Origin of the sequence: Sphingobium ummariense RL-3, from assembly GCF_000447205.1 — a bacterium.
Taxonomy (GTDB): Bacteria; Pseudomonadota; Alphaproteobacteria; order Sphingomonadales; family Sphingomonadaceae; genus Sphingobium; species Sphingobium ummariense.
This window is the reverse complement of the sequence record NZ_AUWY01000113.1, coordinates 19,972-44,507: the sequence shown is the minus strand read 5'-3', so window position 1 is coordinate 44,507 and position 24,536 is coordinate 19,972. Positions and strand designations below refer to the sequence as shown.

The 24,536-nt window shown below is 61.1% G+C and carries 27 protein-coding genes and 6 pseudogenes; 21 read left to right on the top strand and 12 right to left on the bottom strand.

Annotated elements, in window-relative coordinates; all coding sequences use genetic code 11:
- Positions 1–265: 265 nt before the first annotated feature.
- From M529_RS41650 to M529_RS41595, 13 genes are all read left to right on the top strand, one after another.
- On the top strand, positions 266–862 hold the full coding sequence (locus M529_RS41650) for a recombinase family protein (RefSeq protein WP_007685993.1): 597 nt from the start codon (positions 266–268) through the stop codon (positions 860–862).
- Positions 855–2,507, top strand: a complete 1,653-nt coding sequence (locus tag M529_RS41645; protein ID WP_007685992.1) for an IS481 family transposase — start codon at positions 855–857, stop codon at positions 2,505–2,507. The genes M529_RS41650 and M529_RS41645 overlap by 8 nt, the downstream gene beginning before the upstream one ends.
- A complete protein-coding gene (locus M529_RS41640) occupies positions 2,507–3,484 on the top strand; it encodes an ExeA family protein (RefSeq protein ID WP_007685991.1) in 978 nt (325 codons plus the stop codon). Before M529_RS41645 ends, M529_RS41640 begins: the two co-directional genes overlap by 1 nt.
- A gap of 100 nt (positions 3,485–3,584) precedes the next feature.
- Positions 3,585–4,154, top strand: a complete 570-nt coding sequence (locus tag M529_RS49380; protein WP_062121710.1) for a hypothetical protein — start codon at positions 3,585–3,587, stop codon at positions 4,152–4,154.
- Between the two features lie 363 nt (positions 4,155–4,517).
- Complete coding sequence (locus M529_RS41635) at positions 4,518–5,252, top strand: sigma factor-like helix-turn-helix DNA-binding protein (RefSeq protein WP_006953917.1); 735 nt, start codon at positions 4,518–4,520, stop codon at positions 5,250–5,252.
- Entirely contained in the window at positions 5,242–5,940 is a 699-nt protein-coding gene (locus M529_RS41630) for a recombinase family protein (RefSeq protein WP_004213279.1), read from the top strand. The genes M529_RS41635 and M529_RS41630 overlap by 11 nt, the downstream gene beginning before the upstream one ends.
- A gap of 393 nt (positions 5,941–6,333) precedes the next feature.
- The gene (locus M529_RS41625; protein ID WP_004213277.1) at positions 6,334–6,648 is read left to right on the top strand and encodes a single-stranded DNA-binding protein; all 315 of its coding nucleotides are present in this window, start codon (positions 6,334–6,336) and stop codon (positions 6,646–6,648) included.
- 108 nt (positions 6,649–6,756) lie between these two features.
- On the top strand, positions 6,757–7,008 hold the full coding sequence (locus M529_RS41620) for a helix-turn-helix transcriptional regulator (protein ID WP_007016081.1): 252 nt from the start codon (positions 6,757–6,759) through the stop codon (positions 7,006–7,008).
- 9 nt (positions 7,009–7,017) lie between these two features.
- Positions 7,018–7,365, top strand: coding sequence for a hypothetical protein (locus M529_RS41615; RefSeq protein ID WP_004213276.1), 348 nt, complete (start codon positions 7,018–7,020; stop codon positions 7,363–7,365).
- A gap of 30 nt (positions 7,366–7,395) precedes the next feature.
- Positions 7,396–8,154 carry a ParA family protein gene (locus M529_RS41610; RefSeq protein ID WP_004213275.1) on the top strand — a complete coding sequence of 253 codons (759 nt, stop codon included), beginning with the start codon at positions 7,396–7,398 and terminating at the stop codon, positions 8,152–8,154.
- Entirely contained in the window at positions 8,151–9,176 is a 1,026-nt protein-coding gene (locus tag M529_RS41605) for a ParB/RepB/Spo0J family partition protein (protein ID WP_004213274.1), read from the top strand. Before M529_RS41610 ends, M529_RS41605 begins: the two co-directional genes overlap by 4 nt.
- Positions 9,177–9,366: 190 nt before the next feature.
- A complete protein-coding gene (mobC, locus tag M529_RS41600; protein ID WP_004213273.1) occupies positions 9,367–9,918 on the top strand; it encodes a plasmid mobilization relaxosome protein MobC in 552 nt (183 codons plus the stop codon).
- Between the two features lie 79 nt (positions 9,919–9,997).
- Complete coding sequence (locus M529_RS41595; RefSeq protein WP_236617710.1) at positions 9,998–10,948, top strand: relaxase/mobilization nuclease domain-containing protein; 951 nt, start codon at positions 9,998–10,000, stop codon at positions 10,946–10,948.
- Here the strand turns inward: M529_RS41595 and M529_RS48575 are convergent, their stop codons facing one another.
- Positions 10,949–11,179 (bottom strand): hypothetical protein, encoded by a 231-nt coding sequence (locus M529_RS48575; RefSeq protein WP_006953926.1) that lies wholly within the window; start codon positions 11,177–11,179, stop codon positions 10,949–10,951. It abuts the gene before it with no gap.
- Between the two features lie 40 nt (positions 11,180–11,219).
- Positions 11,220–11,882: pseudogene (locus M529_RS41590) on the bottom strand (Tn3 family transposase); the annotation flags it as partial.
- A 321-nt stretch (positions 11,883–12,203) separates the two neighbouring features.
- On the opposite strand from M529_RS41590, the gene M529_RS41580 reads away from it, so the two are divergent.
- A complete protein-coding gene (locus M529_RS41580) occupies positions 12,204–12,839 on the top strand; it encodes a recombinase family protein (RefSeq protein WP_021319154.1) in 636 nt (211 codons plus the stop codon).
- Here M529_RS41580 and M529_RS50360 read toward each other — a convergent pair.
- Positions 12,796–12,951, bottom strand: a pseudogene (locus tag M529_RS50360) (transcription elongation protein SprT); the annotation flags it as partial. The gene M529_RS41580 and the pseudogene M529_RS50360 sit on opposite strands and share 44 nt — an antisense overlap.
- 511 nt (positions 12,952–13,462) lie before the next feature.
- On the opposite strand from M529_RS50360, the gene M529_RS41575 reads away from it, so the two are divergent.
- The 3 genes and pseudogenes from M529_RS41575 to M529_RS48560 all read left to right on the top strand — a co-directional run.
- Positions 13,463–13,690, top strand: a complete 228-nt coding sequence (locus M529_RS41575) for a DUF4160 domain-containing protein (protein WP_017503387.1) — start codon at positions 13,463–13,465, stop codon at positions 13,688–13,690.
- The gene (locus tag M529_RS41570; RefSeq protein WP_021319153.1) at positions 13,687–14,139 is read left to right on the top strand and encodes a DUF2442 domain-containing protein; all 453 of its coding nucleotides are present in this window, start codon (positions 13,687–13,689) and stop codon (positions 14,137–14,139) included. The genes M529_RS41575 and M529_RS41570 overlap by 4 nt, the downstream gene beginning before the upstream one ends.
- A gap of 8 nt (positions 14,140–14,147) precedes the next feature.
- A pseudogene (locus M529_RS48560) lies at positions 14,148–14,371 on the top strand (phosphoglycerate mutase family protein); the annotation flags it as partial.
- 210 nt (positions 14,372–14,581) lie between these two features.
- On the opposite strand, the pseudogene M529_RS0124955 reads toward M529_RS48560, so the two are convergent.
- From M529_RS0124955 to M529_RS0124950, 8 genes and pseudogenes are all read right to left on the bottom strand, one after another.
- Positions 14,582–14,803, bottom strand: a pseudogene (locus M529_RS0124955) (MucR family transcriptional regulator); the annotation flags it as partial.
- Positions 14,804–14,971: 168 nt separating this feature from the next.
- Entirely contained in the window at positions 14,972–16,342 is a 1,371-nt protein-coding gene (locus M529_RS41565; protein ID WP_020817822.1) for an IS1380 family transposase, read from the bottom strand.
- 110 nt (positions 16,343–16,452) lie between these two features.
- A pseudogene (locus M529_RS48555) lies at positions 16,453–16,707 on the bottom strand (MucR family transcriptional regulator); the annotation flags it as partial.
- 219 nt (positions 16,708–16,926) lie between these two features.
- Positions 16,927–18,098, bottom strand: a protein-coding gene (locus M529_RS41560) for an IS3 family transposase (RefSeq protein WP_096673909.1) whose coding sequence is annotated in 2 segments (ribosomal slippage) — positions 16,927–17,834 and positions 17,834–18,098 — 1,173 coding nt in all. Because the reading frame shifts where the segments join, the coding sequence is not laid out codon by codon here.
- A 37-nt stretch (positions 18,099–18,135) separates the two neighbouring features.
- Positions 18,136–18,480: pseudogene (locus tag M529_RS41550) on the bottom strand (site-specific integrase); the annotation flags it as partial.
- A complete protein-coding gene (locus M529_RS41545) occupies positions 18,477–18,803 on the bottom strand; it encodes a hypothetical protein (protein ID WP_021319148.1) in 327 nt (108 codons plus the stop codon). The pseudogene M529_RS41550 and the gene M529_RS41545, both read right to left, overlap by 4 nt.
- A 42-nt stretch (positions 18,804–18,845) precedes the next feature.
- On the bottom strand, positions 18,846–19,196 hold the full coding sequence (locus tag M529_RS41540) for a hypothetical protein (RefSeq protein WP_021319147.1): 351 nt from the start codon (positions 19,194–19,196) through the stop codon (positions 18,846–18,848).
- A gap of 215 nt (positions 19,197–19,411) precedes the next feature.
- Entirely contained in the window at positions 19,412–20,467 is a 1,056-nt protein-coding gene (locus tag M529_RS0124950; RefSeq protein WP_133058544.1) for a M48 family metallopeptidase, read from the bottom strand.
- Between the two features lie 38 nt (positions 20,468–20,505).
- On the opposite strand from M529_RS0124950, the gene M529_RS0124945 reads away from it, so the two are divergent.
- Both M529_RS0124945 and M529_RS41535 read left to right on the top strand, forming a co-directional pair.
- Positions 20,506–21,342, top strand: coding sequence for a metallophosphoesterase family protein (locus M529_RS0124945; protein WP_051184081.1), 837 nt, complete (start codon positions 20,506–20,508; stop codon positions 21,340–21,342).
- A 59-nt stretch (positions 21,343–21,401) separates the two neighbouring features.
- A complete protein-coding gene (locus tag M529_RS41535) occupies positions 21,402–21,638 on the top strand; it encodes a hypothetical protein (protein ID WP_133066618.1) in 237 nt (78 codons plus the stop codon).
- A gap of 227 nt (positions 21,639–21,865) precedes the next feature.
- On the opposite strand, the gene M529_RS49795 is transcribed toward M529_RS41535, so the two are convergent.
- Positions 21,866–22,042 carry a hypothetical protein gene (locus M529_RS49795; protein ID WP_021319142.1) on the bottom strand — a complete coding sequence of 59 codons (177 nt, stop codon included), beginning with the start codon at positions 22,040–22,042 and terminating at the stop codon, positions 21,866–21,868.
- 161 nt (positions 22,043–22,203) lie between these two features.
- Between M529_RS49795 and M529_RS41530 the strand changes: the two genes are divergently transcribed.
- Together M529_RS41530 and glmS are read left to right on the top strand one after the other, a co-directional pair.
- A complete protein-coding gene (locus M529_RS41530; RefSeq protein WP_021319141.1) occupies positions 22,204–22,545 on the top strand; it encodes a hypothetical protein in 342 nt (113 codons plus the stop codon).
- 70 nt (positions 22,546–22,615) lie between these two features.
- Positions 22,616–24,439 (top strand): glutamine--fructose-6-phosphate transaminase (isomerizing), encoded by a 1,824-nt coding sequence (gene glmS, locus M529_RS41525; protein ID WP_021319140.1) that lies wholly within the window; start codon positions 22,616–22,618, stop codon positions 24,437–24,439.
- Positions 24,440–24,536: the final 97 nt, after the last annotated feature.

Here is a 24,536-nt window from a genome sequence, read left to right as displayed (position 1 = left end):
GGTTCGAGCGCAGGCGCAGATCGAAGGTGCGCTCGATTGCGAGGAAGAAGTCGGTGTCGTCGCCATCACCGACCCAGCCAACCGTATCGAGCACCTGCATGAACCCGGCTCCTCAGCGGTTCTGCAAAACGACCGTTTCTGACGAGCCGATCGCCTTGCTGGGCCGGCAACGTAAATCTGCGGGCCGCACTTTGTCAAAACTGTTCTGGAAACCCGCGTCGCAAAACGGTATGCCCCGCACGAGTTTGGAGAAGATCAGACGCTCATGCGGGTCGGCTATGCCAGGGTCAGCACCAGCGACCAGAACCCCGAGCTCCAGCTCGATGCGCTGCGGCGGGCCGGCTGCGAGCGGGTGTTCACCGAAAAGGCGTCGGGCGCGCGCGATGACCGGCCCGAACTGGCGCGCATTCTGGAAGACGTGCTGCGCGCAGGCGACACGCTGGTTGTTTGGAAGCTCGACCGCCTCGCCCGCTCGCTCAAGAAGTTGATCGCCACGGCCGAGGATCTGGAGCGCGAGAAGATCGGGCTGGTGTCGCTGACCGAGAGCATCGACACGACAACGCCGGGTGGCATGCTCACCTTTCACGTGTTCGGCGCCATCGCGCAGTTCGAGCGTGCCCTGATCCGCGAGCGAACTACCGCGGGGCTAGTGGAGGCGCGCCGGCAGGGTCGCAAGGGTGGCCGCCCATCGGCAATGCGCCCGAGCGACGTCGCCGCGGCACGGGCGATGATGAAGGAGGGCACGTTGCCGGTGCGCGACATCGCCAAGCGCATGGGCGTGTCGGTCGCGACCCTCTATCGCTATGCAGGCAAGCGCGGCAGCGGTGCATCGATCAAGGAGGCTGCAACAGCCCATGGCTGACCGGGCGAAGCGACCGCCTGGAGAGGCGCTGATCGATCTTCGCCGACGGTTGTCGCTGTTGCCCCCACGCGACCCCGGTCGCACCGAGATCATCGCCCGTGCGGCCGAGGCCTATGGCATCTCCATCTGGACCCTTTACCGGGCGTTGCGCGAGCTGAACCGCCCCAAGTCGGTGCGCCGGTCCGACCATGGTGCGACGCGGGTTGCCCCGCAGGCCGAGATGGAGCGCTACGCCGAGATCGTCGCCGCACTGAAGATCAGGACCACCAACAAGAAGGGCCGGCACGTTTCGACCGCCCGCGCCATCGAGTTCCTGGAAACCGATGGCGTCGAGACGCCGGAGGGCCTGGTCAAGGTAGCACCCGGCCTGCTGAAGCGGGCGACCATCGACCGGCTGCTCCGCTCATCAGGGCTGGACTATGCCCGCGTGACCCGCCCCCACGCAGCCGTTCGTTTTCAGGCGCGGCGATCCAACGAGCTGTGGCACTTCGACATGAGCCCGTCCGACCTCAAGCAGGTCGAGGCGCCGCTCTGGATCGAGCAGGGTCGCGGCAAACCCACGCTGATGCTGTTCTCGGCCGTCGATGACTGCTCGGGCGTGGTCTACCAGGAATATCGCAGCGTCTATGGCGAGGATGCCGAGTCCGCGCTGCGCTTTCTATTCAACGCCTTCGCCGCCAAGCCTGAGCCCGAACTGCCGTTCCAGGGCCTGCCGGTCACGATCTACATGGACAACGGCCCGGTCAGCCGGTCGCGCGTGTTCCAGTCGGTGATGGGCAGCCTCGGCGTGCGCGTCCTCACCCATCTGCCGCCGAAGGCCGACGACCGGCACACCGCGGCCCGCGCCAAGGGCAAGGTCGAGCGGCCGTTCCGCACGGTGAAGGAGGTGCACGAGACGTTGTACCACTTCCACAAACCCAAGGACGAGGCGGAAGCCAATCTGTGGATGCGGCGTGCGCTGGTCACCTACAACAACGGCGACCATCGTTCCGAGCCACACGCGCGGATCGAGCACTGGCTGCGGCACCTGCCCGGCGATGGCGTGCGGGCCATGTGTTCATGGGAGCGGTTCTGCGCCTTCGCTCGTGAGCCCGAGCGGCGCACCGTTGCGGGCGACGCGACCGTCTCGGTTGAGGGCGCTTCCTACGAGGTCGAGCCCGAGCTCGCCGGCGAGACGGTGACGCTGCTCTGGGGGCTGTTCGACCAGCAGCTCTTCGTGGAGCATGACGGCAAGCGGCATGGCCCTTACGAGCCGTCGCGCGGCGCCGTGCCGCTCTACCGCTATCGCAAGTATCAGAAGAGCCGCGCCGAGGAGCGGCTCGACAAGGTGGTCCGGCTCGCTGACCAGCTGGGGCTGCCCCGCGCGACCGTGACGGGCGGCGACCGGCCGCTGCCGTCGCTGCCGCCCTCCACCGCAGGGCTCGCGGTGCGGCAAACACCTTTTCCGGAGCCGGCGGTCGAGACGGCATACCCGACCGGGCTCGCGGCGCGCCACGCCATCGTCGACCAGCTCCGGCGACCGCTCGGCTCGCTGCCTGAGGCAGACCGCGCCTTCATCGACGCGCTGCTGGGCGAAACGCTCGACAAGACCATCATCGCTGACCGCATCCGAGAGCGGTTCCAGTCAAGACGGGGGACAAGCTGATGCTCGCCGACGTTCAATCCAGCTACGGGCTCGCCCGCCCGTTCCAAGGCGTCGGCAACTTCGAGACAGAGCATCAGCGCAACCTCGTGCGCGAGGTCTGTGCGGCCGTGCAGACCGGCAGGTTGATCGTCGTCTCCGGCCTGGTCGGATCGGGCAAGACGCACCTGCTGCGCCGCATCGAGGACGAGCTGGCCCGGGCGGGCAAGGTCGCCGTCGCCAAGTCGCTTGCGGTCGACAAGCGCCGCACCTCGTTGCCCTCGCTGATCGAGGCGCTGTTCTACGATCTCTCGCCCGGTGACCGTGCCCAGGTGAAGATTCCCAAGCAGGCCGAGCGCCGCGAGCGCGACCTGCGCGACATCATGCGCAAGGGCAAGCGCCCGGTCGTACTGGTGGTCGACGAGGCGCATGACCTGCACCACAAGACGCTGACCGGCCTCAAGCGGTTGATGGAGGTGGTGGCTGATGCCGGCGTGCTGCTGTCGGTCCTTCTGGTCGGCCATCCTCGGCTACGCAACGACCTGCGCCGCCCGCAAATGGAAGAGATCGGCTACCGCACGACCACCTTCGACTATGAGGGCATCGGCGCCGAACGCCGCGACTATGTTGCCTGGCTGCTCGGCGCCTGTGCGGCCGAGGGGGTCAAGGTTGCCGACTTGATGAACGAGGACGCGATCGACCTCATCGCCGAGCGCCTGCGCACCCCGCTCCAGATCGAGATGCACCTGACACTCGCCTTCGAGCAGGGCTTCCGCTTCGCTGCCAAGCCCGTCACGGCCGAGATCGTCGAGCAGGTGCTGTCGCGGGCGATTGACGACCTCGAACCCACGCTGACGCGCAACGGTTACGATGCGGGCGCGCTCGCCAGCCAGCTCAACACCCGGCCGTCCGACATACGCGCGTTCCTCGCCGGAACGCTGGACGCCGAACACACCCGCGACCTGACCGAGCGGCTCCGCGAAGCCGGTGTGCCGATATGATACTGGCTGTCCTCGCCTTGGTATCTCCCGCACGCGGACGCAACGCATGTCGTCTGTGCCACCGATTGTGGACGTTGCGCTTCTCTCATAGCCTGCCGGCATGAACAGGCATCTTACCGCAGCTTCTTTATCGATCGTCAGCTTGCTCAGCGCGTGCTCGGCCTCGGCCGAGAGGAGGTTGGAGGGACGAGTCTTCGACATCCCGAGAGCCAACGACATATCCGACAATGATAAGCCGTTCTTTCTACCAGCGCTCGATCCCAGCGACGGGTTCTCGTTCTACCTAAATCCGAGCGCAAGCTTGCCGGAGCGAAACTTGGTGGGCGTGGCAAGCAAGAAGCGGATGTGTGCCCGCGCAGCGGGAACAGAGGCGCTTGTCAACTCGACTGTCTGCGCAAGTCGCCCGCTTTCATGGCGCGGCCGAACACTGCGCAAGGTAAGTGATGGTGTTTTCTGGACATACCAGTTGCCAGCCGAAGCAGGTCAGAAGCGTCCTCCATCGCTGGCGAGTTGCTCCGCCATGGGCGGAGGCTCGCGGCCGGGGCTCTGCACGGCCAATCTGCCGTATGACAATCTCGTGCTGACGATTCACTTCCGAGACAATCAGGTCGGCTCGCTCCAGGCATTATACGATCAATCCGTTGCTAGCCTGAGGAAGTGGGAGCGCTGATGCTTACGGCAAACCCGGCGGGAACGATCGCTGCCAGACCGCTCACCGGCACTCCTCGCTATTGGCAGAAAGCGAGAACAGGCCTTCTCCGTTTGCGAGCAGGCGCGGATGATGGCGAGCACATTGTCGCATAGCGTGAGCAGCATGGCCCACCTGCTGTCAGCAAATCTGAGCAGAAATCCGCGCTGTTTGCGAGCAGAGGCCAGTATCTTTGCAATCGCCTACAGCTAGGCGCAGAATGTCGGCACGGGCAGCATGGCGCAATAGGGTTGCTCTAGAAGCTATTTGCGCCATGGCTTTCGCGCCTAGCGCAGATGGTATAGATTGTGCGCCATATTTGGACGAGCGAGGTTCAAACCCTGCATGGACGGTCAGGACGACGCGATGAAATCGGCCATGGAGCTGTTCGCAGCTCGGCTTGCAAAGCGCGATGTAGAGAGGCCGATCACCGACCATCGAACCGTCGAGCGGTTGATCGCGATGCTGGAACCGCATGAGCAACAGGTTGTCCGCTTGCGGATCGGGCTTGGCCCCTCTCCCGCGCTCACTCTTGCCGCGACTGCAAAGATCGTCGGTGTGTCGCCAAGCCGCATCGGCCAAATCGAGGACAAGGCATTCCGAAGGATCAGATGGGTCTGCAACAACATAGACATTCACGATCGTTCGGCGCTGGATGCTTTGATCGCGCGCAGGCGTGATGAAGCGGCTGAGGCCGAGCGGATCAGGAAACGCGATGCCTTGCAAAAGGCGCTAGATCAGGAGCGGAAGCGCAAAGCCAAGCAAGACCGGGACGAGGTCAGGCGAGCGAAGGCGCGCGATTCCGCTTGGAACCGCAAACTACGCGTGGCGCAGGCTGAGCTTGATCGGATGAGATCCGACGCTCAGTTTTTTGCCGAACAGATCGCTCAAATCGAGCAGCGCGCTAATTGGCTGAGGGCAATTTTGCCGCGCGACCGCCAATTGGCGGCGCTGCGCGAACAGGCCGATGAAATCCGCGATGCGATCGCGAGCGCAGAAGCCAGCATATCCAACATGCTGGCCTCGCCCCCGGATGGTCCCCAGCTAGGCAAGGAAGCTTCAACAAACGATGGCCACTGATATTGAGCCGTCCCCCGCCTTCGCGCCGCAGATCGGCCGCGTTTATTTGCGCGTCAGCACCGATGCACAGGACTTACGCCGACAGGATGCCATCGTAGCCGAGGCGAAGGCAGCGGGCTATTATGTCGCGGCAGTCTATCGGGAGAAGGCATCGGGTGCCCGTGCCGACCGCCCCGAGTTGCTGCGTATGATTGCCGATCTTCAACCCGGTGAAGTGGTGATTGCCGAGAAGATTGACCGGATTAGTCGTCTTCCCTTGGCCGAGGCCGAGCAGCTGGTTGAGACAATTCGTGCGCGAGGCGCGCGACTTGCCATTCCCGGCGTCGTGGACCTGTCCGACCTCGCGGCCGACGCCGAGGGCATCGCCCGCATCGTGCTCGAATCTGTTCAGGCGATGCTCTTGAAGATCGCCCTGCAGATGGCTCACGACGATTACACCGATCGCCGCGAGCGACAGCGCCAAGGTATCGCCTTGGCAAAGGCCGCAGGGCGCAGCGGAGGGCGCAAAGGCGATCGGGCAACGCACGCCCGCATTGTGGCATTGCGCGAAGCGGGCAAGAGCATTGCCAAAACGGCAGAGCTGGCCGATTGCGACCGCAGCACCGTCAAGCGGGTGTGGGCGGCCCATCGTGCCGCCCAGGTGCAAGAACCCAGCCCTCAGCGAAATCATCGTGAGCGGAACCGCTGATTGCCCTTTCTGTTCGGCTTCAAGCCGGTGGCAGCTGCCACCGGCAGTCCCCTGCTCGCGTCAACGGACTGCCAGCTACGGAAAGAGCGGCGGAGCCGCGACAGGGTTTTCCAATCCCCGCCGTGCCGATCGAGCGCAGCGACCTATGGGTGCCAATGGCCAGTGGCAGCTGCCACCGCCGCCAGTCCAAATTGCTGCATCTACTCGGGCCGTTTCCTTTGGGCGTTGCTGTCTGACGGATACGAACTCCACATCGCCACTAATGCGGGCAAGCAGAAAACCGGCCTTCGGCCTTGGGTTTCCGCAAGCGGACCCTCCCATTTTCAGCTTGCCCGCGTAGCTCAGCTCCGCCGCAAAAAATCCGTCAGCAACGCTTATCCAAAGGAGACTACCATGCAGAACATCGCTGAATTTCGGATCATCGGCCGCGTTGGCAGTGTCGATACGACCGATAAAGTCACCCATGTTTCCGTCGCCGCGAACTACAACCGCAAGGATGGCGATGAATGGAAGACCGATACGCACTGGAACCGCGTGACGTTCTTCCGCCAGCTGGCAGAGCGCGCCGCTGACTTGGGCAAGGGCGACCTGGTTCACATCACCGGACGGGTCCGCCAGAACAGCTACGAGAGCAATGGCGAAACCCGCTACTCGGTGGACCTGATCGCTGAGGGGCTGGGTATCTTGGTTCGGGGCGGGGCTGACTAAGCCCCCCCCCCTTTCACCTAAAACGGGCGGCCTGGTGGCCGCCCTTTTTTGTGGACAATGCTTTTCACAGACCCTAACAAGAATAGGGTTTAACTACGTGAGGCATGTGTGGCAGCCAAACTGTTCAATCGTGTAGCGAGCTTGCGCGTCGCTTCCGGACTTACGCAATCCGAGCTGGCAGCGAGGATTCAAGTCTCCCCTGAAACAGTCGCGGCCATCGAGAACGGCAGACAGGACGCCACTTTGCTGACGGCGCTACGTATGTCGCGTGCCCTGCGAACCGAGGTGCCGAACATCTTCAGGGAGCAGCCTTTCCCTAAGCTGATCGGCTCCGAGCGAGGCGAGAGCCGAACAGCTTAGGAGGCCGCTATGCGCCGTGAGATTGCCAGCAAACTTCGGCGCGCAGCCAGCGTGCTACGGACTGTCATGCTTTGGGCATCGCTTGCCCTGTGGCTTGCGATCGCGGCAACCGCGCTGATCGTCGTCCTTGCAGTCGGACTCGCGGCCTATTTCGCTTTTGGCTGGCTAGGAGTGGGAGCCGTCGCCGTCTTCGTGCTGATCGTTTTCTTCGGCAAAGACCCACCAACCGAACAGACCGGCCCGCGCCGCAAGGGCAAGGGCCTCAACCTGAACGACGATCCGAACCCATGGTATATGCAGTCGCAGTATCGCTTCGGATCGGGAAACAGCGCCGCTCATAACCGCTGGCACAAGTAGCCCGTGGCGCAGCCATTGAAGGGATTCTCAATGCGAACAATCGTAGTGACCAATGAGCGCGGCGGCATCGGCAAGACCACGCTTACCTGTCATATTGCGTGGCATCTGGCCGAGCAGGGCAAGCGTGTCGTGGTCCTGGACCTGGACAAGCAATGCCACAGTGCCGGGATGCTGAAAGCCGAGTTCGAGCAGATCGGCCCGGTTCAGTCGATTCTTGACTTCGACCCGAACGAAGAACCTCCGGCGCTGGCCTGTTTCAAGAACACACGGCAGATCGTCGAGTTGACGACTGACAGCCCGCAGCAAGGCCAGCACATCGGCGCTTATGTCCGCGCCATTCGTGCCGGCCTTGCCAAGCACTACGACTACTGCGTGATCGACACTGCGCCCGCGTGGGATGGCCGGAACCTCATGGCGCTGATTGCGTCCGATTATGTCGCGGTCCCACTGGACCCCGACAAAACCGCGCGTCAGTCGCTCAACGAAATCTCGCAAAGCATCAGCCTTGCAAACAAGGTGCGCGGGGAGGGTAACGCGACCCGGTTCGGGATCGTGTTCAACCGCGTTCAGACAACGAGCGAAGTTTCAAAAATGCTGATGGACCGCATTGGGCAGGCGCTTCCTGCCAATGTGGTGCCGCACACCATTCCGCACCGCGAGCACATGCGCGAGGCGGCTTTACTCGAAATTCCCGTTTGGCGCTTGGCAAAGGACACGCGGCGTAGCGCGCCGATCGTGCGCGAAGTCGTCTCCTACATTGTCGATCAAGCTGAGAGGGAAGCCGCATGAGCAAGGCAGCTGTCAAACCGGCGAAGAAGAGCTTTGCCGACTTCGATATGGACGCGATGGACTTTTCGGCCGTCCCCGCGAATACCGAGTTCAAGGCAGCTGGACGGTTTCAGCGCCTTCCGCTCGATGACATTGATCCAGACCCCACGCAGGTTCGCCGGGAGTTCGACCAGGCCGAGATTGATGCACTGGCCGCAACCATCAAGGACCGCGGCTTGCTGCAACCCATCGTTGTCGCGCCAACATCGAACGGTCGCTACATCATCCGCTACGGAGAGCGGCGCTATCGCGCGTGCCGCCAGCTTGGTTTCGACCAGATCGACACCGTTCTGGATCAGGCGGACGCCGAGCGCGATATTGGCCTCGACCAGTTTCTTGAGAACGAGCAACGCCAAGCCCTAAGTCTGGCTGAGCGCGTCAGTTTCATCGCGAGCCGCGTCAGTGACACGCTCTCGACAAAGGATCTAGCCGCGCGCATCGCCAAGCCGCATTCGGAAGTGAAGCGGCTCTACTCGCTGCGCACCTTGCCCGAGGACATTCTTGCCGCGTTGAAGAATTGTTCTCCGCGTGCCGCCGTCGCGATCAAACACGCGATCGAGCTGGACGAGCAGGCCACGCGCAATTTCGTGGCAGCAAACGAAAATCCGACAGCCGCCGCCTGTGAGCAGTTTCTTGCTACGCTCCAAGGCAGCCCCGAGGAAGAGACCGCGCAGGCCGGTGCCGCTAAAGCGATCGACGATCCAGCGTCGCCCCAAGAATCGCGCGCCTTGGTGGCAGCTGCTACCAGTGCGACGGACGATCGTCGGGAGCGGCCTGAACTGGACGCTCACGACGACGAGCGGGAAGGGGAGGGGGCCGTGCTTGCCGATCCTTCCGATCACAAGCCGCGCGCCCCCCGTCAGCCGAAAGAGGCTACCGACGCACCGGCTATCATCATTCAGGGCCGTCGCGGGATTGTTCTAAGTGGCCAGGTCACGGTTCGGTTCGACGGCGAGGCCGCGCCCCAAACCTTCGACTTCTGATAGCTTTTACCGTCCACGTTCTCTCAGCATCGAGGCGACGTGGAATTTAGAGCGGTGGCAGTTGCCACCGCTTTTTGTTTGTGGGGTAGGTATCTACTGTATGGCAGGATAAGCCTTGCGGCGGCTAATGTTAACCGATACGCTCAATCCTATCGGATCGCGCTTCACGGTTGGGAGATACCTACCCCACATGGAAAAGACGCTGGGCTTCAAGATCGAGGCAACCAAGCTCGCAAAGATTGACGCGCTTGCGCAGACGAGGGGAGGGCGCGGCCCCTTCATGCGTCAACTGGTTGACGCCGTGCTCCGGCAGTCCGGGGCGGCCAGCGAGGCCGCACCTCTTGTTGACCGCGAGGCCGCTGGCGAGCATCGCCTTTATCTTCGGCCGACCGAAACCGAACTGGCCGTGATCCGCCATCGCGCAAAAGAGCGCCGCATGACCCCGGCGACCTGGGCCATGGCTCTTGTGCGGCGACACATCGGCATTGCCGCGCCTGTCGATCGCGAATTGCGCGAAGAGCTGTTGAATTGCCGTCAGGCGTTGCAGCGCATTGGGCGCAACGTGAATCAGATCGCCCGAGCCGCTAACAAGATGGCGCTGGCGGACAATGCAGCGGAGATCGCCGGCGAGCTGCAAAAGGTCAACGACCTGCGCGCGGCGATCGGCGCGGCCGTCGAAGGTATCGGCGCCGCTACGAAAGCTGACCTGTCCTATTGGGAGGTTTCCAGTGAGCGACTTTGATAGCAGCTTTGAGGCGGGACAGCTTGCCGCGCTGTTCAAACCAAAGCTGACCAGCGACCCGAACAGGCGCGGGGCCGATATGTTGCTGCGCTCGCTGAGTTCGAGGCGGGCAGGCCAGGGCGGGAGCACGCGGGCGCGGCTTGCTCGCGTTGTCAGCCGTGCCCCGGAGGTCATGGTCAAGGTTACGGGCAGGCCGAAGGGCAAGAACCACGCGGCTGCGCATTTCGACTATATCGGCCGGAAAGGCGATGTGCCGCTTGAAACGCGTGATGGCGACATACTGACTGACAAGGAAGCTCGGGCGGAGCTGGCGCGCGATTGGGGCGATCCTGTCTATTGGCGTGACAATTCTACCGTAGCCGCCGTGAGCATGGTTTTTTCGATGCCGGCAGGGACAGACCCCGACAAGGTTCTTTCAGCGGTGCGCGAGGTCGCGCGCAGCGAGATCGGGCATGAGTGGGATTACGTCCTGGCGCTGCATACGGACACACCGCGGCCCCACGTGCATGTGACGGTTGCCGCGCGCGGCGACACAGGGCAACGCTTCAACCCGCGACCTCAAACGCTGCATCATTACCGGGAGCGCTTTGCAGAGGAATTGCGGGCGAGGGGGGTTACTGCCGAGGCAACGCCTCGCGCAGCGCGTGGTGTCGGCCGAGCCGGTCAGAGCATGGCCCTGAATCGGATGAGGCAGCGCTACATGGCCGGCACCGCACCTGCGCCGTTTGCCAATCAGAAGATCACTGCGGCCGCGCGAGACCAGCTGGCGGGGCGGTCAACCGCTCCGGATTTCGTGGTGCGCGGGCGGCAGGCATGGAATGAGACGCAACACCGCTATCTAGCTGCCGCCAAGCGGCTTGAGACAAGCAGCGATCCAGCTGACCGCCAGCTTGCCGACCAGGTGCGGCAATTTGTGGGGGCAGGGCGAACGCCTACAATTCATGAGCGATCGGTAGCCGCGATGGAGCGGAAGCGGCAGAGCGAACGATCTAGGAACCGCGATCGTTCGCGGGAAGGGCCAGGACGATAGTTATTGGCCGTGCTTGGTCCAACCAACGCTGTTTGCACGTTCCAAAGCGACCAATGCGTCTGATACCGCCTTCTGTGCGACTAGAAGATAACCTTCGGCAATGCTGGGCCATGTTAGCTCATCGAACGGATTTGTGACGTTGCCGTTGAAATAGTCGAGAGCTTCATGAGCGCGTGCAGCCGCCTCGATTACCTTGCCGGTATGTTTCTTTGCCCTGTCAGATTTCTTCATCGTGCCTCATGAGGGGGCGTTTGCGGGAGGGGGCGGAATCCTACGCTAAGGATTTGGGCCAGCGATATTCCCCGGTTAGATTGATGTGTTCCCATCCCAACGGCGAGACGTGGGCGAGTAGATCAGGCGCGATATGGGTACCGCTGGCGGCCCGGGTATTGACGACCTCGCCGAGCTTCATGGTGTTCCAGAATATGATGATGGCGGCGAGCAGGTTCATTCCGGCGATGCGATAGTGCTGGCCTTCGCCGGATCGATCCCGGATTTCACCTCGGCGGTGGAAGCTGATGGCGCGCTTTAGGGCGTGGTGGGCCTCACCCTTGTTGAGGCCGATCTGAGCCTGGCGCTGGAGGCCGGCATCAAGAATCCAGTCGATCATGAACAGGGTTCGCTCGATGCGGCCCACCTCTCGCAATGCGAGGGCCAGCTCATTCTGGCGCGGGTAAGAGGCGAGCTTGCGAAGAATCTGGCTGGGGGCGACGATCCCCGCTGCGATCGTCGCCATGATGCGCAGGATGTCGGGCCAGTTGCGCTCGATGAGCGGTTCATTGATCTTACCTCCGACCAGCGCTCGCACATTGGCCGGCGTCGCGTTGGGCGTGAAGGCATAGAGTCTTTTCTGAGGGAGAGGGCATCGCGTGGAAGGTACGCCAGACAACGCTAAGCGAGAACATTTCAAGAACCGTATGATGGCCGTTACCGCCGGAGGTCGCTAAGCCCCAGTTCTTCCCACATCCATGTAAAGTCATAGGTGCCCATCGGATCGGCGGTGCCCGATTTTGCCGCGCCATTTTCGATATATTTGAGCCAGTCGGCTACCTTTATGGCCGCTTCGACCTCGACCTGAACGACCGGATTGATTTTGGACGGCTTGCAGCGTGAGGCGGCTGATCGGCCTATAACATTTGGGTACACCCCAGAGTGATAGGGCCGAGTGACACCATTCGTCTGTCACAAAAGGGTGGGTTTGCGCTCAATGTGACGATACACTGCAAGAGCCACCCTAATGTGACGGATTTTGCACTTGGCTCGTATCGGATATGCCCGCGTCAGCACCACGGACCAGGATCTGGATATCCAGATTGGCCGCCTCAAGAATGCAGGTTGCGAAATTATCCGTTCCGAGACCGGATCGGGGGCCTCGCGGAGCGGGCGCACGGAACTGGAAACGATCATGCAGTTTATGCACACCGGCGACGAGCTGGTCGTGCTGCGGCTCGACCGGCTCGGCCGCTCCACGCGCGATGTCCTGAACCTGGTGCATGAGCTTGATGAAAAGGGAGCTTCGCTGCGCATCCTTGAGCCAGAGGTGACGACGGCGGGCGACATGGGGCGAATGGTCATCACCATACTCGGCATGGTCGCCGATATGGAGCTGAAGTTCATCAAGGATCGTCAGCGCGCCGGGATCGAAGCGGCGCGCGCCGAAGGCGTTTACAAAGGCCGGAAGAAGAACGTCGATGACGATGAAATCCGCCGTCGCCTTGCCGCCGGCGCCAGCAAGGCCCGCGTTGCCCGCGACCTGAAGGTCTCACGAATGACCGTCTATCGGGCGCTCGACATTATTCCGTCACAGACCAAACTGCCGGAAAAGCCGCCCCCTCCCGCAAACGCCCCCAGCACTCGCCGATCGCCTTGGCCTTGCGGCCCGCGCTGGTGAAGCCGATCGCGACCCGCACGCGCGAGGGCAGGGGGCTTTCCAGCGCCTCGAACAGCGGAGCCATGCCCGCCGCCACCCGGTTGAGCCAGCTTTCGCGGTTGTCCTGCGTCATGCCTTCTACTCCCTTCGATCGCCTGTCCGGCGATGGCCATGCCATCGGCCGGAACACGGACGCCCAAGAACGCCGGCGAAAGAGGGGGGCAGCGGGATTCGACGGGGGTGGAGCGGCCGCAGCGCAGCGAGGCACGGCCCCGTCTAATCCCGTTGCGGGGGAAAGGCGGCCGGGACCGCCTTTCCCCCTTCAAACGAAGATCCACGCCAGAGCACGCCGGCACAGCAGGGCAGGGGCCTTGCCCCGGCCCTCACGCGAGGATCGTCACGCCTATGCGCCAAGACCGCTTGCGGGCTCGGTCGTAGCCTTCAGGCGGAGATAGAGCCGTGCCCGAAGGGACGCGCCAATATGTCTTTCTAATGGCTAACTGGTATCATAACGCCATCGTTTAGATATACATATAATAGCGGATTGCGCTGGATCGCCTCCGTCATGCAGTCCGGCTGAAAGCCCCTTCAGGTGAGAACGACCCTACGCTTGCGCTAGTGCAACAGTTGCACTATATTGAGACATGGTCACGATGTTTCGCGGTCCCCGCTGGAAGATTGCCGTCTATGGTCGCGATCATGGCGTGCCGCATTTTCACATCGAAGGCCCGGATTTCCGCTGCTCGGTGGCAATCGCGACGTTCGAGCTGATCGTCGGCACCGTGCCAACGGCGGTCCTGAAAGACGCTTTGGAATGGGCGGGGCCGAACCAGGCGCTGCTCATGCAGACATGGCAGGAGTTGAACGGATGAACGTCACCGACAAGACCCGCACCATTGCCGCCGTGCGCGCGATTGGTCCTTCGGTGCTGCATGTGTCGTGGTCGGATGGCACGGCCGCCGATATCGAGCTGGGCGCGATCCTCGATGATCGCGCCTTCGCCGCGCTGCGCGATCCCGGCGAGTTCGCCAAGGTCGAGCTAGGCGATTGGGGGCATAGCCTGACCTGGCCATCGGGGGTCGAGCTGGGCGCGGACATGCTGTGGCTCGAAACGCTCTCGGCAACCGGACATGGCGACGTGCGCGCCTTTCTCGAATGGCGGCTGCGCCATGCCCTGTCGCTGTCGAAGGCGGCCGACGCGTTGGGCGTCTCGCGCCGGATGGTCGCCTATTATTCCAATGGCGAAAAGAGAGTGCCCAAGCCGATCCTGCTGGCCTGTCGGGGCTGGGAGGTCAGCGACGGGCTGCATCAGGCGGCATAGGCGGAGCCCTGCGAGCGATCTTCATCCGCCACGGCGAATCCACCGGCAACGCCGGCGTGCCCTGCCATGATCTCGCGACGATCGAGCTGACGGAGCGCGGCTACGAACAGGCGAGGGCGGTCGCGGCGAGCTGGACACAAGCGCCGCGCTCATCGTCACGTCGCCCTATACGCGCACCCGACAGACGGCCGCGCCGACGATCGCGCGCTTTCCCGGCGTGCCGGTCGAAATCTTACAGAAAATGTCATCGTTATGGTGCGAAATTCATTTCGCCGTTGCAATTTATCTGCCTATGGAAAGCCCGCGACCCAGAATGGCTCATCTTACCAGAGGCACTCTTTTTCCTGACCCCTGCCCCGAAACGGGCAGGGGGCGTTTTATATTGGATTCTCGTTTTAACAGCCCTCGCCAGCGCTCCTATGCTAGCAAGATGTTGCCATAATCACTCTGTCACAGGCTTCTCAGCGCTCTTCTTTGTCGACGGCCTGCCTCCAGCAGTCTTTTTGCCCTGTCTTGGCTTACGTCCAAGGCCGATCTTGACCGCCAGGTCCTTGCGCTGCTGAGCATAATTGGGGGCGGTCATGGGATAGTCAGCCGGCAGTCCCCATTTGGCGCGATATTCATCCGGGGTCATCTGATAGCGCGTCATCAAATGGCGCTTAACCCGCACTATTCATGAGGCCTCCGCTCCGGGTTCGTGCGAGCATGGTTTGTCGGTCGTCGGGTGATCAGAGCAAGCTCCTCCGGCGGTTTTTTTCACCGCGTCAGGATCGATGGGCTTTTCGAGGTTGAAGGACGAGGGCTCGGGCTTTGGGCGGCACTGCCGCGCTGGTTATGTGGGTGCCGGCCGGAGGCCGGTGGCAATGGTTCTGAACAGGCTGGCATCGGGACAGGCTGACGCGAAGGCGACGCGGATGCGCGTAGCGGTTTCGATGACGCGGGCGGCGACCTTGAGCAACCGCAGGCGCAGCGTTGCGAACTCGGCGGTGGCGAGCGCGGCAGCCTTCGGGATTTCCTGCTGGATGCGCCACACGAGCCAGTAGGCGGCGGTGTGCAGGATGAGGCGCATCTGGTTGGCATTGGCTGAGCGGCACGAGGTACGATCGCTGGCAAGCTGGGTCTTGTGGCGCTTGATCAGGTTCTCGGCGTTGCCGCGCGCGCAGTAGAGGGTGTCGTAGATATGCTCAGCCGAACCTTCGGCCAGCGAGGTGACGACATAGCGGATGTCCATGCCCAGCGTGCTGGCCTCGATCCGGGCGACGACGCGGCGCTGGCACTTCCAGCTCTTCGCGCCGTAGCGGGTCTCGGCATAGTTGCGCAGGACCGGATATTGGCGCTGAGCCCGCTTAACCGCGCAGGCATCGGCGGCAGCGACGATTTCGGGATCAGCACGCAGCGCGGCGTTGGTCGGCAGGCCGAACACGTAGTCGACGCCGGCCGCCTCGCAGAAGGCCATGACCTCGGGCCGGCCATAGTGCCCGTCGCCGCGGATGGTGATGTGCGTTTCGGGCCAGTGCCGGCGCAGATGGCGCACCAGGCGCCGGATGTGGCCGGCAGCTTCGGCGCCCGACGGTGTCTTGCCGGTGCGCAGCAGCATCGCCACCGGTCGGCCGGTGGCAGTGTCGTAGACATGGATCGGCAGGAAGCAGCGCTCGCCATGATGCCCGTTCCAGAAGGAGAGCTGCTGATAGCCATGAACAACGTCACAGGTGTCATCGATATCCAGCGTCACCGCCGCCGGCGCGGCGGGGTAGCTGGTGCAGTAGATGTCGATCATCGCGGCCATCATCCTGGCCAGTTCGCGTGTGGTCGGCGCATTTTCCCACCGGCTCATCGTCGGTTGGCTGGCCAGCCCCGCGCCCGATCCCGGCAGCTTGCCCAGCGCCAGACGGAAGCCCGGATCGTCGCGCAGAGCGTCGAGATCATCGGCGTCTTCATAGCCGCAGGCGATCGCGAACACCCGGGCACGCAGGATGTCATCAAGGCGATGGATCACCCGCACAGGGTCCCGCGGATCGGCAATGCAAGCCGCAAGCCGCCGGCAAAGCCCCATCGCGCGCTCGGCCTGTGCCAGCAGCAGAACACCGCCATCCGAGGTGAGCCGACCTCCGTCGAACGCGGCTGTGATCTTCTTGCGCCCGATCGCTGGAAACGAAAATCCCGGCGCGCTATCATCGCTCCCGGCGGGTGTGGCCCGTGGCATAAATTGCCTCGCTGCAGGACTGGTCTAGACACCCATTTTCCTACATCAAAGCAATCGCTTACACCACTCCCGCCAACCCTGCTGACTGAGCCCGATGAATAAGCCGGGTTAAGCATCTTGAGTTTTTTGCCATCTTCAAGACAGACGATGTAGTCAGGCTTTACCGATGACCGCACGGACACTGCGGGTTCCTGCTTCTCGGCAGGAGCCTCTACGGGCTGATTTAGGGCTGAAAGAGCGCTATGCACGTTGGCAATGAGCGTAGCGACATCACCGACAGCCACGCTGTTGTTCGATACATGTGCGGCAACAATGTCGCTGGTCAAGGTGACAAGAAGTTCAGTCTGGTTAGCATTTTCGCTCATTAAAGTGCGTCCCGTTATGTTGATGCCCGAAATGTGATAAATTCACCTGATGCGATTGTCGATGCGCCTTATGATACTCACTCGTCAATATCCGTCTAAAATGTGTACATCTCCGCACTATTTTGAATTTAAACCAAACAGAAATGCATAGCTGCTACTGAGGTGGTCCCGCCTTGCTGGACAGTTTGGCGGCTGAGTTAAGCTAATCCCGGTTGTCGTTCATGCCGCCTGCTTGATCATCAGATCATGGGGGGCATGCCCCCCATGATCTGATTGCCCGTTTCGCCGATAGGCCTCAACCGGCGTTCTGCCGGCAAGGCTCGAGTGCGGACGCTGGGTGTTGTAATAGGTGATCCACCGACCAAGACCAACCTTCAGCTCCGAACCGGTCTCAAAGGCATGGAGGTAGACGCATTCGTACTTCAGGGAGCGCCAAAGCCGCTCGATGAAGACGTTGTCCATCCACCGTCCCCGACCATCCATGCTGATGCGGACCTCGGCCTCGCGCAGCACGCTGGTGAAGGCGAAGCTGGTGAACTGGCTACCCTGATCGGTGTTGAAGATTTCCGGCTTGCCGAACCGGGCCAGAGCCTCTTCCAGCGCCGCGACGCAGAAGCCGGCATCCATGGTGTTCGACAACCGCCAGGCCAGGACCTTCCGGGTCGCCCAATCCATGACCGCTACCAGATAGAGGAAGCCCCGGCGCATGGGGATGTACGTCACGTCGGCGCACCAGACGTGGTTGGGCCGCTCGATCGCCAGCTTGCGCAGCAGATACGGGTAGACCCGGTGCTGCGGATGCGGATCGCTCGTGCGGGGACGCTGGTAGATCGGCGTCAGGCCCATCTTCGCCATCAACCGCCGTGCCCGACGGCGACCGATCTCGTGTCCGGCACGCCGCAGGTGCCGCGCCATCTGGCGGCTGCCATACCACGGGCAGTCCAGGAACGTCGCGTCGATCACCGTCATCAGTGCCAGCGTTTCATTGGTCTCCGGCGCCGGCGCATAGTAATAGGACGAGCGGCTGATCCGCAGCAGGCGACACTGCGCCGAGATTGACAGGCGATGGTGAGCAGGTTCGACCATCGCCCGCCTCCGGTCCACGCTCATCGACCGAAGGCTTTCGCTAAAAAATCCCGCTCCACGACCAGTTGCCCGATCTTGGCGTGCAGCTTCTCGACCTCGCTCTCGCTGACAGCCTTGGCTACATCACCGGCTCCGGAAAAGGTGCTCGCCATTCCCTCGATGGCCTGCCGCTTCCACGATGCGATCATCGTATGGTGCACGCCATGCTTGGCAGCCAACTCCGCTAGCGTCAGGTCGCCCCGGATCGCCTCTAGCGCCACCTTCGCCTTGAAATCCGCGCTGTAGCGCTTCCTTGTCGTCTTCATTCCCGTACCAATCCATCAGGTCGGGAGTAGCTTAACACCCTGTCCGAAAAACCGGCACCACCTCAAGATGACCGGTCACCAGCCATTCGAACAGGTGACGCATGGCGGCCAGCTATTGTTTGACGCTGGGCGCGCTCATTTCGTGCGCCAACGCTGCGACCCATCCCGCTACGTGCAGCGGCTGTACCGCTGCGAGCGACGACACACCGCGCGCGGCGACCCAGGCGAGGAAATTGCCCGCCGCCCGCATATAGGCGCGGCGCGTATGCGGATTGCGAATGGTGACCGCGAAAAATTCCAGGAAGCGGGTCCGCGTCTGGTCGTCGGCCGATGCCACGATCGCAGGTAGCGCCAGCGCGGGCGGCGGGGCCAGTAGGATCATAGACCGCATCTCCGGTTCACACGCCCGCGCCGCACATGCGCGGTGGGCGAGATGATCGACACCGCATCGGGCGCCAGATTTTCCACGGCCTCGCAAATCCCAAAAACCTCGACCCGTCCACCGTCATTATAGATGCGGCCCGAGACTGTGCCATGAATAAGGGCACGGCTGCCCGCTTTGACGGTGAGGTTGCCCGCAATCGTGCCGTGCAGGATGAACCGCACGCCTTCCTGCAGCGCCGCGTCACCGACGATTGTCCCATGGAGGGTGAGGTCTTCCGCAATGGCGAAGGGCCCCTCGATGAAATCATGTTCTGCACGCATTATGGCGCATCTCAGTCGAAAGGGGATCAAGGATTGTCGGTGTCATTGCAAGCCTCCTGCTCTTTCATAGAGCGCGACTTTGCCGGAAGCGGCCAGTTGCGCGCCCCATATTTTGACAGAGGGTATGCCTGGGAGGATTTGAGACAGGATCGATACCAGCGGCGCCCAGAGCAGTTCGCTTTCCGCGACAATGAAGATTCGCTCGTCGGCGTCCAGCATGATCGCAATGACCAGTACAGCCATGCGCTGGTCGCCCGCCCAATCGACCAGTGCCAGAACAGCCTCAACCATCGTGATCGCAGACCAAGGGGCAATCTGCTCCTGTCCCTCGACGCTCAGCATCAGGCCGGCTTCGGCGATGCCAATGATCTCGCTTTCCGGGGCCTTGTCCATAGAAGCTCTGTATCCGATTTATATCTACGATAAGGACACTATCACATGTAGGCGGAGTGGAATCCCATGGCAGCAATCGCCTTGTGCCTGTAGGACACCGTTTAAGACGTTTCTGGCGGCAGGGCGCTAGCGTTGCCAGGAGAATATCGAAACCCTATCCTCGCCAACTTGCCGCCGCACGCCATTTCCACGCCTATCGCGTCACCTGACATTCGTCAGTGCTCTTTTTTCAACAAATCCTGCCATTTCCCATCGATTGGCCGATCCCGTGCCGCGATGATGTCAGGATGGAGGGAGCGCTCTGGCGCCATTTCAGCGATTGTGCGTGCCATAATGCCAGTACGCGTCTTCCAACTCGGATGCGTACGGCTACGAAACAGGCTACCAGCATGCGCAGGACCGAAGGCCTGCCAGAAAAGCAGGGCGATTTTGGGGTCGTATCCAGCATTGGTTAGTAGCGATATAGACAGAATATCTGCTTCCAATTCGGTTTGCCGGAAAAACCGGACATTGCGGCCGATACCCGACAACAGGCCATAGCTCACGCCCTTTGCTTCTAACCGCTCGCGGTGACGCAGAATATTATGGGCCAACTCATGCGCTATCGGCACGGGCGCCCACTGTGGATAGTCGGTCAGGAAACGACTGCTGATCTGAACCAATTCACCATCCGCCTGAGCAAGAAAACTATTGCCAAAGGCCACTTCGAACCGCGAGCGACAGGCAGGAACCGGGATGACCCTGCGGATCTGATCGACGCCGCTCCGACGTATATGCAGCGTGATCGGACCATTAGGGGGAAGCGCCATGATCTGGTGGGTCGCTGCTATGAGAGAAGCGGTGCTCGAGTTGGTCTGGGGATCCGTAGGGCGAAAGCGCGTTTGTCCCACGCCAATCACTGTATCATCCTCCTTGATATCCGCTGCGGCGGCAGGAGATTTGGCGATCACCGCTTCAACCCCTACCGGTCCATCGAAATGAAAATGACGGATCGCTGTCTCGCGGATGTCACGCGCATATTGATCGGGCGTATGAAGCAGCAAACCCAAACCCGGTTCCTGCCGGTCGCACAAGGGGGCATTGGCGGTGGCGAGGCGATAGCCAATGCCGGCCATCTCTGCATCAAGTGTGCGAATGACCTCAAAGGGTGGCGCCTCTTGTGCCGGTGCTGGCGCAGCGGAAAGAAGTGGCGCCGATATGATGGCAACGCAGAACATCACATATTTCCAAAGCCTTGCGCGGCAAATCCTGCTAGGGTCGATCAGTGTCATTTCCACTGCTTAAAGCCGTTAAGGGTTTGCATCCAACGATGCTTGTAAAAATTCTCTCTTGCTTTGGCCGCCGCCCTTCAACTGTCGCCCATGTCCCTGATGGCCGCCGCTTTTACGCGATCGGCGACATTCACGGCCATCTCGATCTGCTTGACGGCCTGCTGACGCGGATCCGCGACGACGAGTTGGAACGCGGTCAACCAAAGGGCGAATTGATCTTTCTCGGTGACCTTATCAACCGAGGACCTCGATCGGCCCAGGTGATCGACCGCCTGATCAAGCTCAAGGCTGACCGTCCCGAAACGCGCTTTCTGCTCGGCAACCATGAAGAGCTTTTCCTGACCGCGCTTAGCGGAAACCGCGAAGCGATCCGCTTTTTCGACCGCATTGGAGGAGCAGAGACGATCCTAAGCTACGGCATAACACGGCAAGCCTATGAAGCGGCCAATTATCTCGAACTCGCTGCGATGCTGCAATCTGCCGTACCTCTCTCTCACAAGCGCTTCCTTGAAAGCTTCGAGGACATGATCGTTGAAGGCGACTATGTCTTCGTCCATGCTGGCGTCCGCCCCGGCGTACCACTCGAAAAGCAGCGTGCGGGTGATTTACGCTGGATTCGTGAAGAATTTCTCCGCGAATCTGAGAAACATGCTTCGCCTGCAATTCCAGGAATGGTGGTCGTCCATGGCCATACGATCTTTGAAAATATAGCCGAGCATCATGGCCGCATTGGCCTGGACACGGGTGCCTATCGTTCGGGCATTTTGAGTGCGATGGCTTTCGAAGGGGATAAACGTTGGATCATTCAGGAAATTGCGGAACAGCGCGGCAGTAAGCGGCGTTCTGAAGACGAGGCAACGCAAGTCCGCCAATAATATGCTTGCATGGTTGCAAAGCCAATGCTAATTGAAACCAAACTTTTAGGATGCTTGATATGCGTTTGAAGCTTGTTCTTGCCGGTTTGATGGCGTCGTCGCTGATGGCCGCACCTGTGATGGCAAACTCGGCATCCGCCCTTTCGGTTGCCAAGGCTAGCAACGTGAAGGCGGTTACCGCTCCCAAGAAGGCCAGTAAGCTGTCATCGACCGCAGTTGGTGCCGGCGTGCTACTGGCCGGTGCTCTGGTAGTTGTCGCAGTCACGACGGATGACGATGATCCAGACAGCAACTGAGCATTTGAGAAATAATTGAAATGGCGGCCGTCGAGCCGCCATTTTTCTGTATATCCGGGGGTGGGATAGGCAGCGCTTTGACAAGCCTTGCTTACGCTGGGGCTATTGAGTGCTCGGAGTATCGTCTGTTGCCAAAGTCACTTGGCAACAGACAGCACGAGCCGCCCTCAGAAATTCGCTTGTTGATTTCAATCTAGGGCTGACAAGGCCCCGCAAATTGCCGGGGTTTATTTGGAAGCAGGTATGGGAGGCTTGTCCTGCTTCATCGGCGCCGATTCACCTTCCTCCAGGGTCAGGACATTGACAGGGGTAGATGCTAGCTCCATCGGAACATAGGCCCACCCGTCGAACAGCATAGGCTTGCTATTATCGACCCGGCGCAATTCTCCATCCTGAAAGATCATCGCCCTCTCCCTGTTACTATCGCTTTGCAATAATATAAAGCAGCGTGACTTTAAACCTGCCGTTGGCAGCTCATCCCATTTAACAGTCGTTTAAACGATAAATTAAAGGGTGCAGCCGCGCGGTATATCCGATATTCGCCAATGTTCCGCTTCAGATAATCATGGCTCCGATTATTCCGTATCATCTTGATATCCCACGAGAATATCATCGCCTTATCCTGTGGATCAGTGATAAAACGGGCCTTGCGGACAATCTTCTCCATATTCATAGCGGACTGGCCATATTCGTGCTGACACGGCTGATAACGCGCCGTCCTTATAGCAGCTTCATTCCCTTTTTATGCGTCATCCTCGCCGAAACCTGCAATGAAATTCTCGACTATCTCGCTTATGGGTGGCGACCGACGGACACCTATTTCGATATCGCCAACACACTGTTCTGGCCGTTGATGATCAGCCTCGCTGAACGGGTGAAGCCGGTGTCAAAGCGGAATAATATATGAGTCCCTTTAACTTGCCTTAACTTGCCCATTATGCCTAAGAGGCGCTCACAATTTCAGGGGCAGGATTTCCATGTGCGGAATAATCGGCATTGTTGGCCATGAAGGTGTCGCCGAACGGCTTCTCGATGGTCTCAAGCGCCTTGAATATCGCGGCTATGATTCCGCCGGAATTGCTACGGTCCATAACAATGCGATCGAACGACGGAGAGCCTCCGGCAAGCTCGGCAATCTTGCCAATGCGCTCGAAACTGAGCCACTTTTCGGCGCTATCGGCATCGCCCATACGCGCTGGGCCACGCATGGCGGGCCAACCACCAACAATGCTCACCCCCATGCCACCGACAAGGTTGCCGTCGTCCACAATGGCATCATCGAGAATTTTAAACCGCTACGCGAGGCATTGATCGCCCGCGGCCGCGCCTTCACAAGCGAAACCGACACCGAAGTCGTCGCTCACCTGATCAGTGAAAAAGTAGAAGCCGGTGCCGACCCTGTTGAGGCGGTGCGCGATGTGCTGCCGCAGTTGCGCGGCGCCTTCGCGCTCGCAATCCTTTTCCGCGATCGACCTGACCTTCTCATTGGAGCGCGGCTAGGCTCACCACTGGTCGTCGGCGTCGGGGAGGGGGAGACCTATATTGGCTCGGACGCACTTGCCCTGGCATCGCTCACCCAGCGGGTCATCTATCTGGAAGAAGGCGACTGGGTCGTCTGCAGCCGGGAAGAAGTACAGGTTTTCGACCAGGCCAACCAACCGGTCGAGCGCGCGATCATCCAGTCGGGGGTGGATGGAGAATTGATCTCCAAGGGCAATCATCGCCATTATATGATCAAGGAAATTTATGAGCAGCCGATCGTGGTTGCCCAAACGTTGCGCTCCTACCTCCAGCGCATCGACGAGACGCTGACGCTGCCGATCCCCGATTTCGACCTGTCAGCGATCAGGCGGGTGACGATCGTCGCCTGCGGCACCAGCTTCTATGCCGGCATGATCGCACGCTACTGGTTCGAGCAGTTTGCGCGCGTACCCGTCGATCTCGATGTGGCGTCTGAATTCCGCTATCGCGCACCGGTGATCGAGCCGGGCGGCCTGGCGCTCTTCATCAGTCAGTCGGGGGAAACCGCCGATACGCTTGCCGCGCTACGGCATGCGCGCGAAGAGGGCCAGAAAATCGCCGTTGTCGTCAATGTCCCGACCAGTTCCATGGCGCGTGAGGCCGATCTGCTGCTGCCAACCCATGCTGGCCCGGAAATCGGCGTTGCTTCGACCAAGGCCTTCACCTGCCAGCTCGCGGTGCTCGCCGCGCTCGCTGCCAATCTGGCGCGCGCCAAAGGACGATTGACGCCCGAAGACGAACATGCGGTCGTCAAACATCTGGCCGAAGCCCCAGCTGCGCTCAACGCCGCTCTCGCCTATGAAGACACGATCAAAGGCGTCGCCGCTGACATCGCGATGGCACGCGACGTGCTCTATCTGGGACGCGGCACTGATTATCCGCTCGCGCTCGAAGGCGCGCTCAAGCTTAAGGAAATTAGCTATATTCATGCTGAGGGCTATGCCGCCGGCGAGATGAAGCATGGCCCCATCGCCCTTATCGACGAGAATGTGCCGGTCATCGTCATCGCGCCTTCAGGCCCTCTATTCGAAAAGACGGTCAGCAACATGCAGGAAGTGCAAGCGCGCGGCGGGAAGGTGGTACTGATCAGCGATTATGACGGGATTCGGGAGGCTGGCACCGGTTGTCTGGCAACGATCACCATGCCAAAGGTCCATCCGCTGATCGCGCCTCTGGTCTACAGCGTGCCGGTGCAATTGCTGGCCTATCATGTGGCGGTCACAAAAGGCACCGATGTAGACCAGCCGCGCAACCTCGCGAAGTCGGTAACGGTGGAGTAAGGGACGCAATCGCCATTCGTCAGGCTAAGGTTGGTCACATTAGCCTTTTCCAGGAATATCTTAGGGCGCATTGGCCGCCACGATTATCAAGGACGCT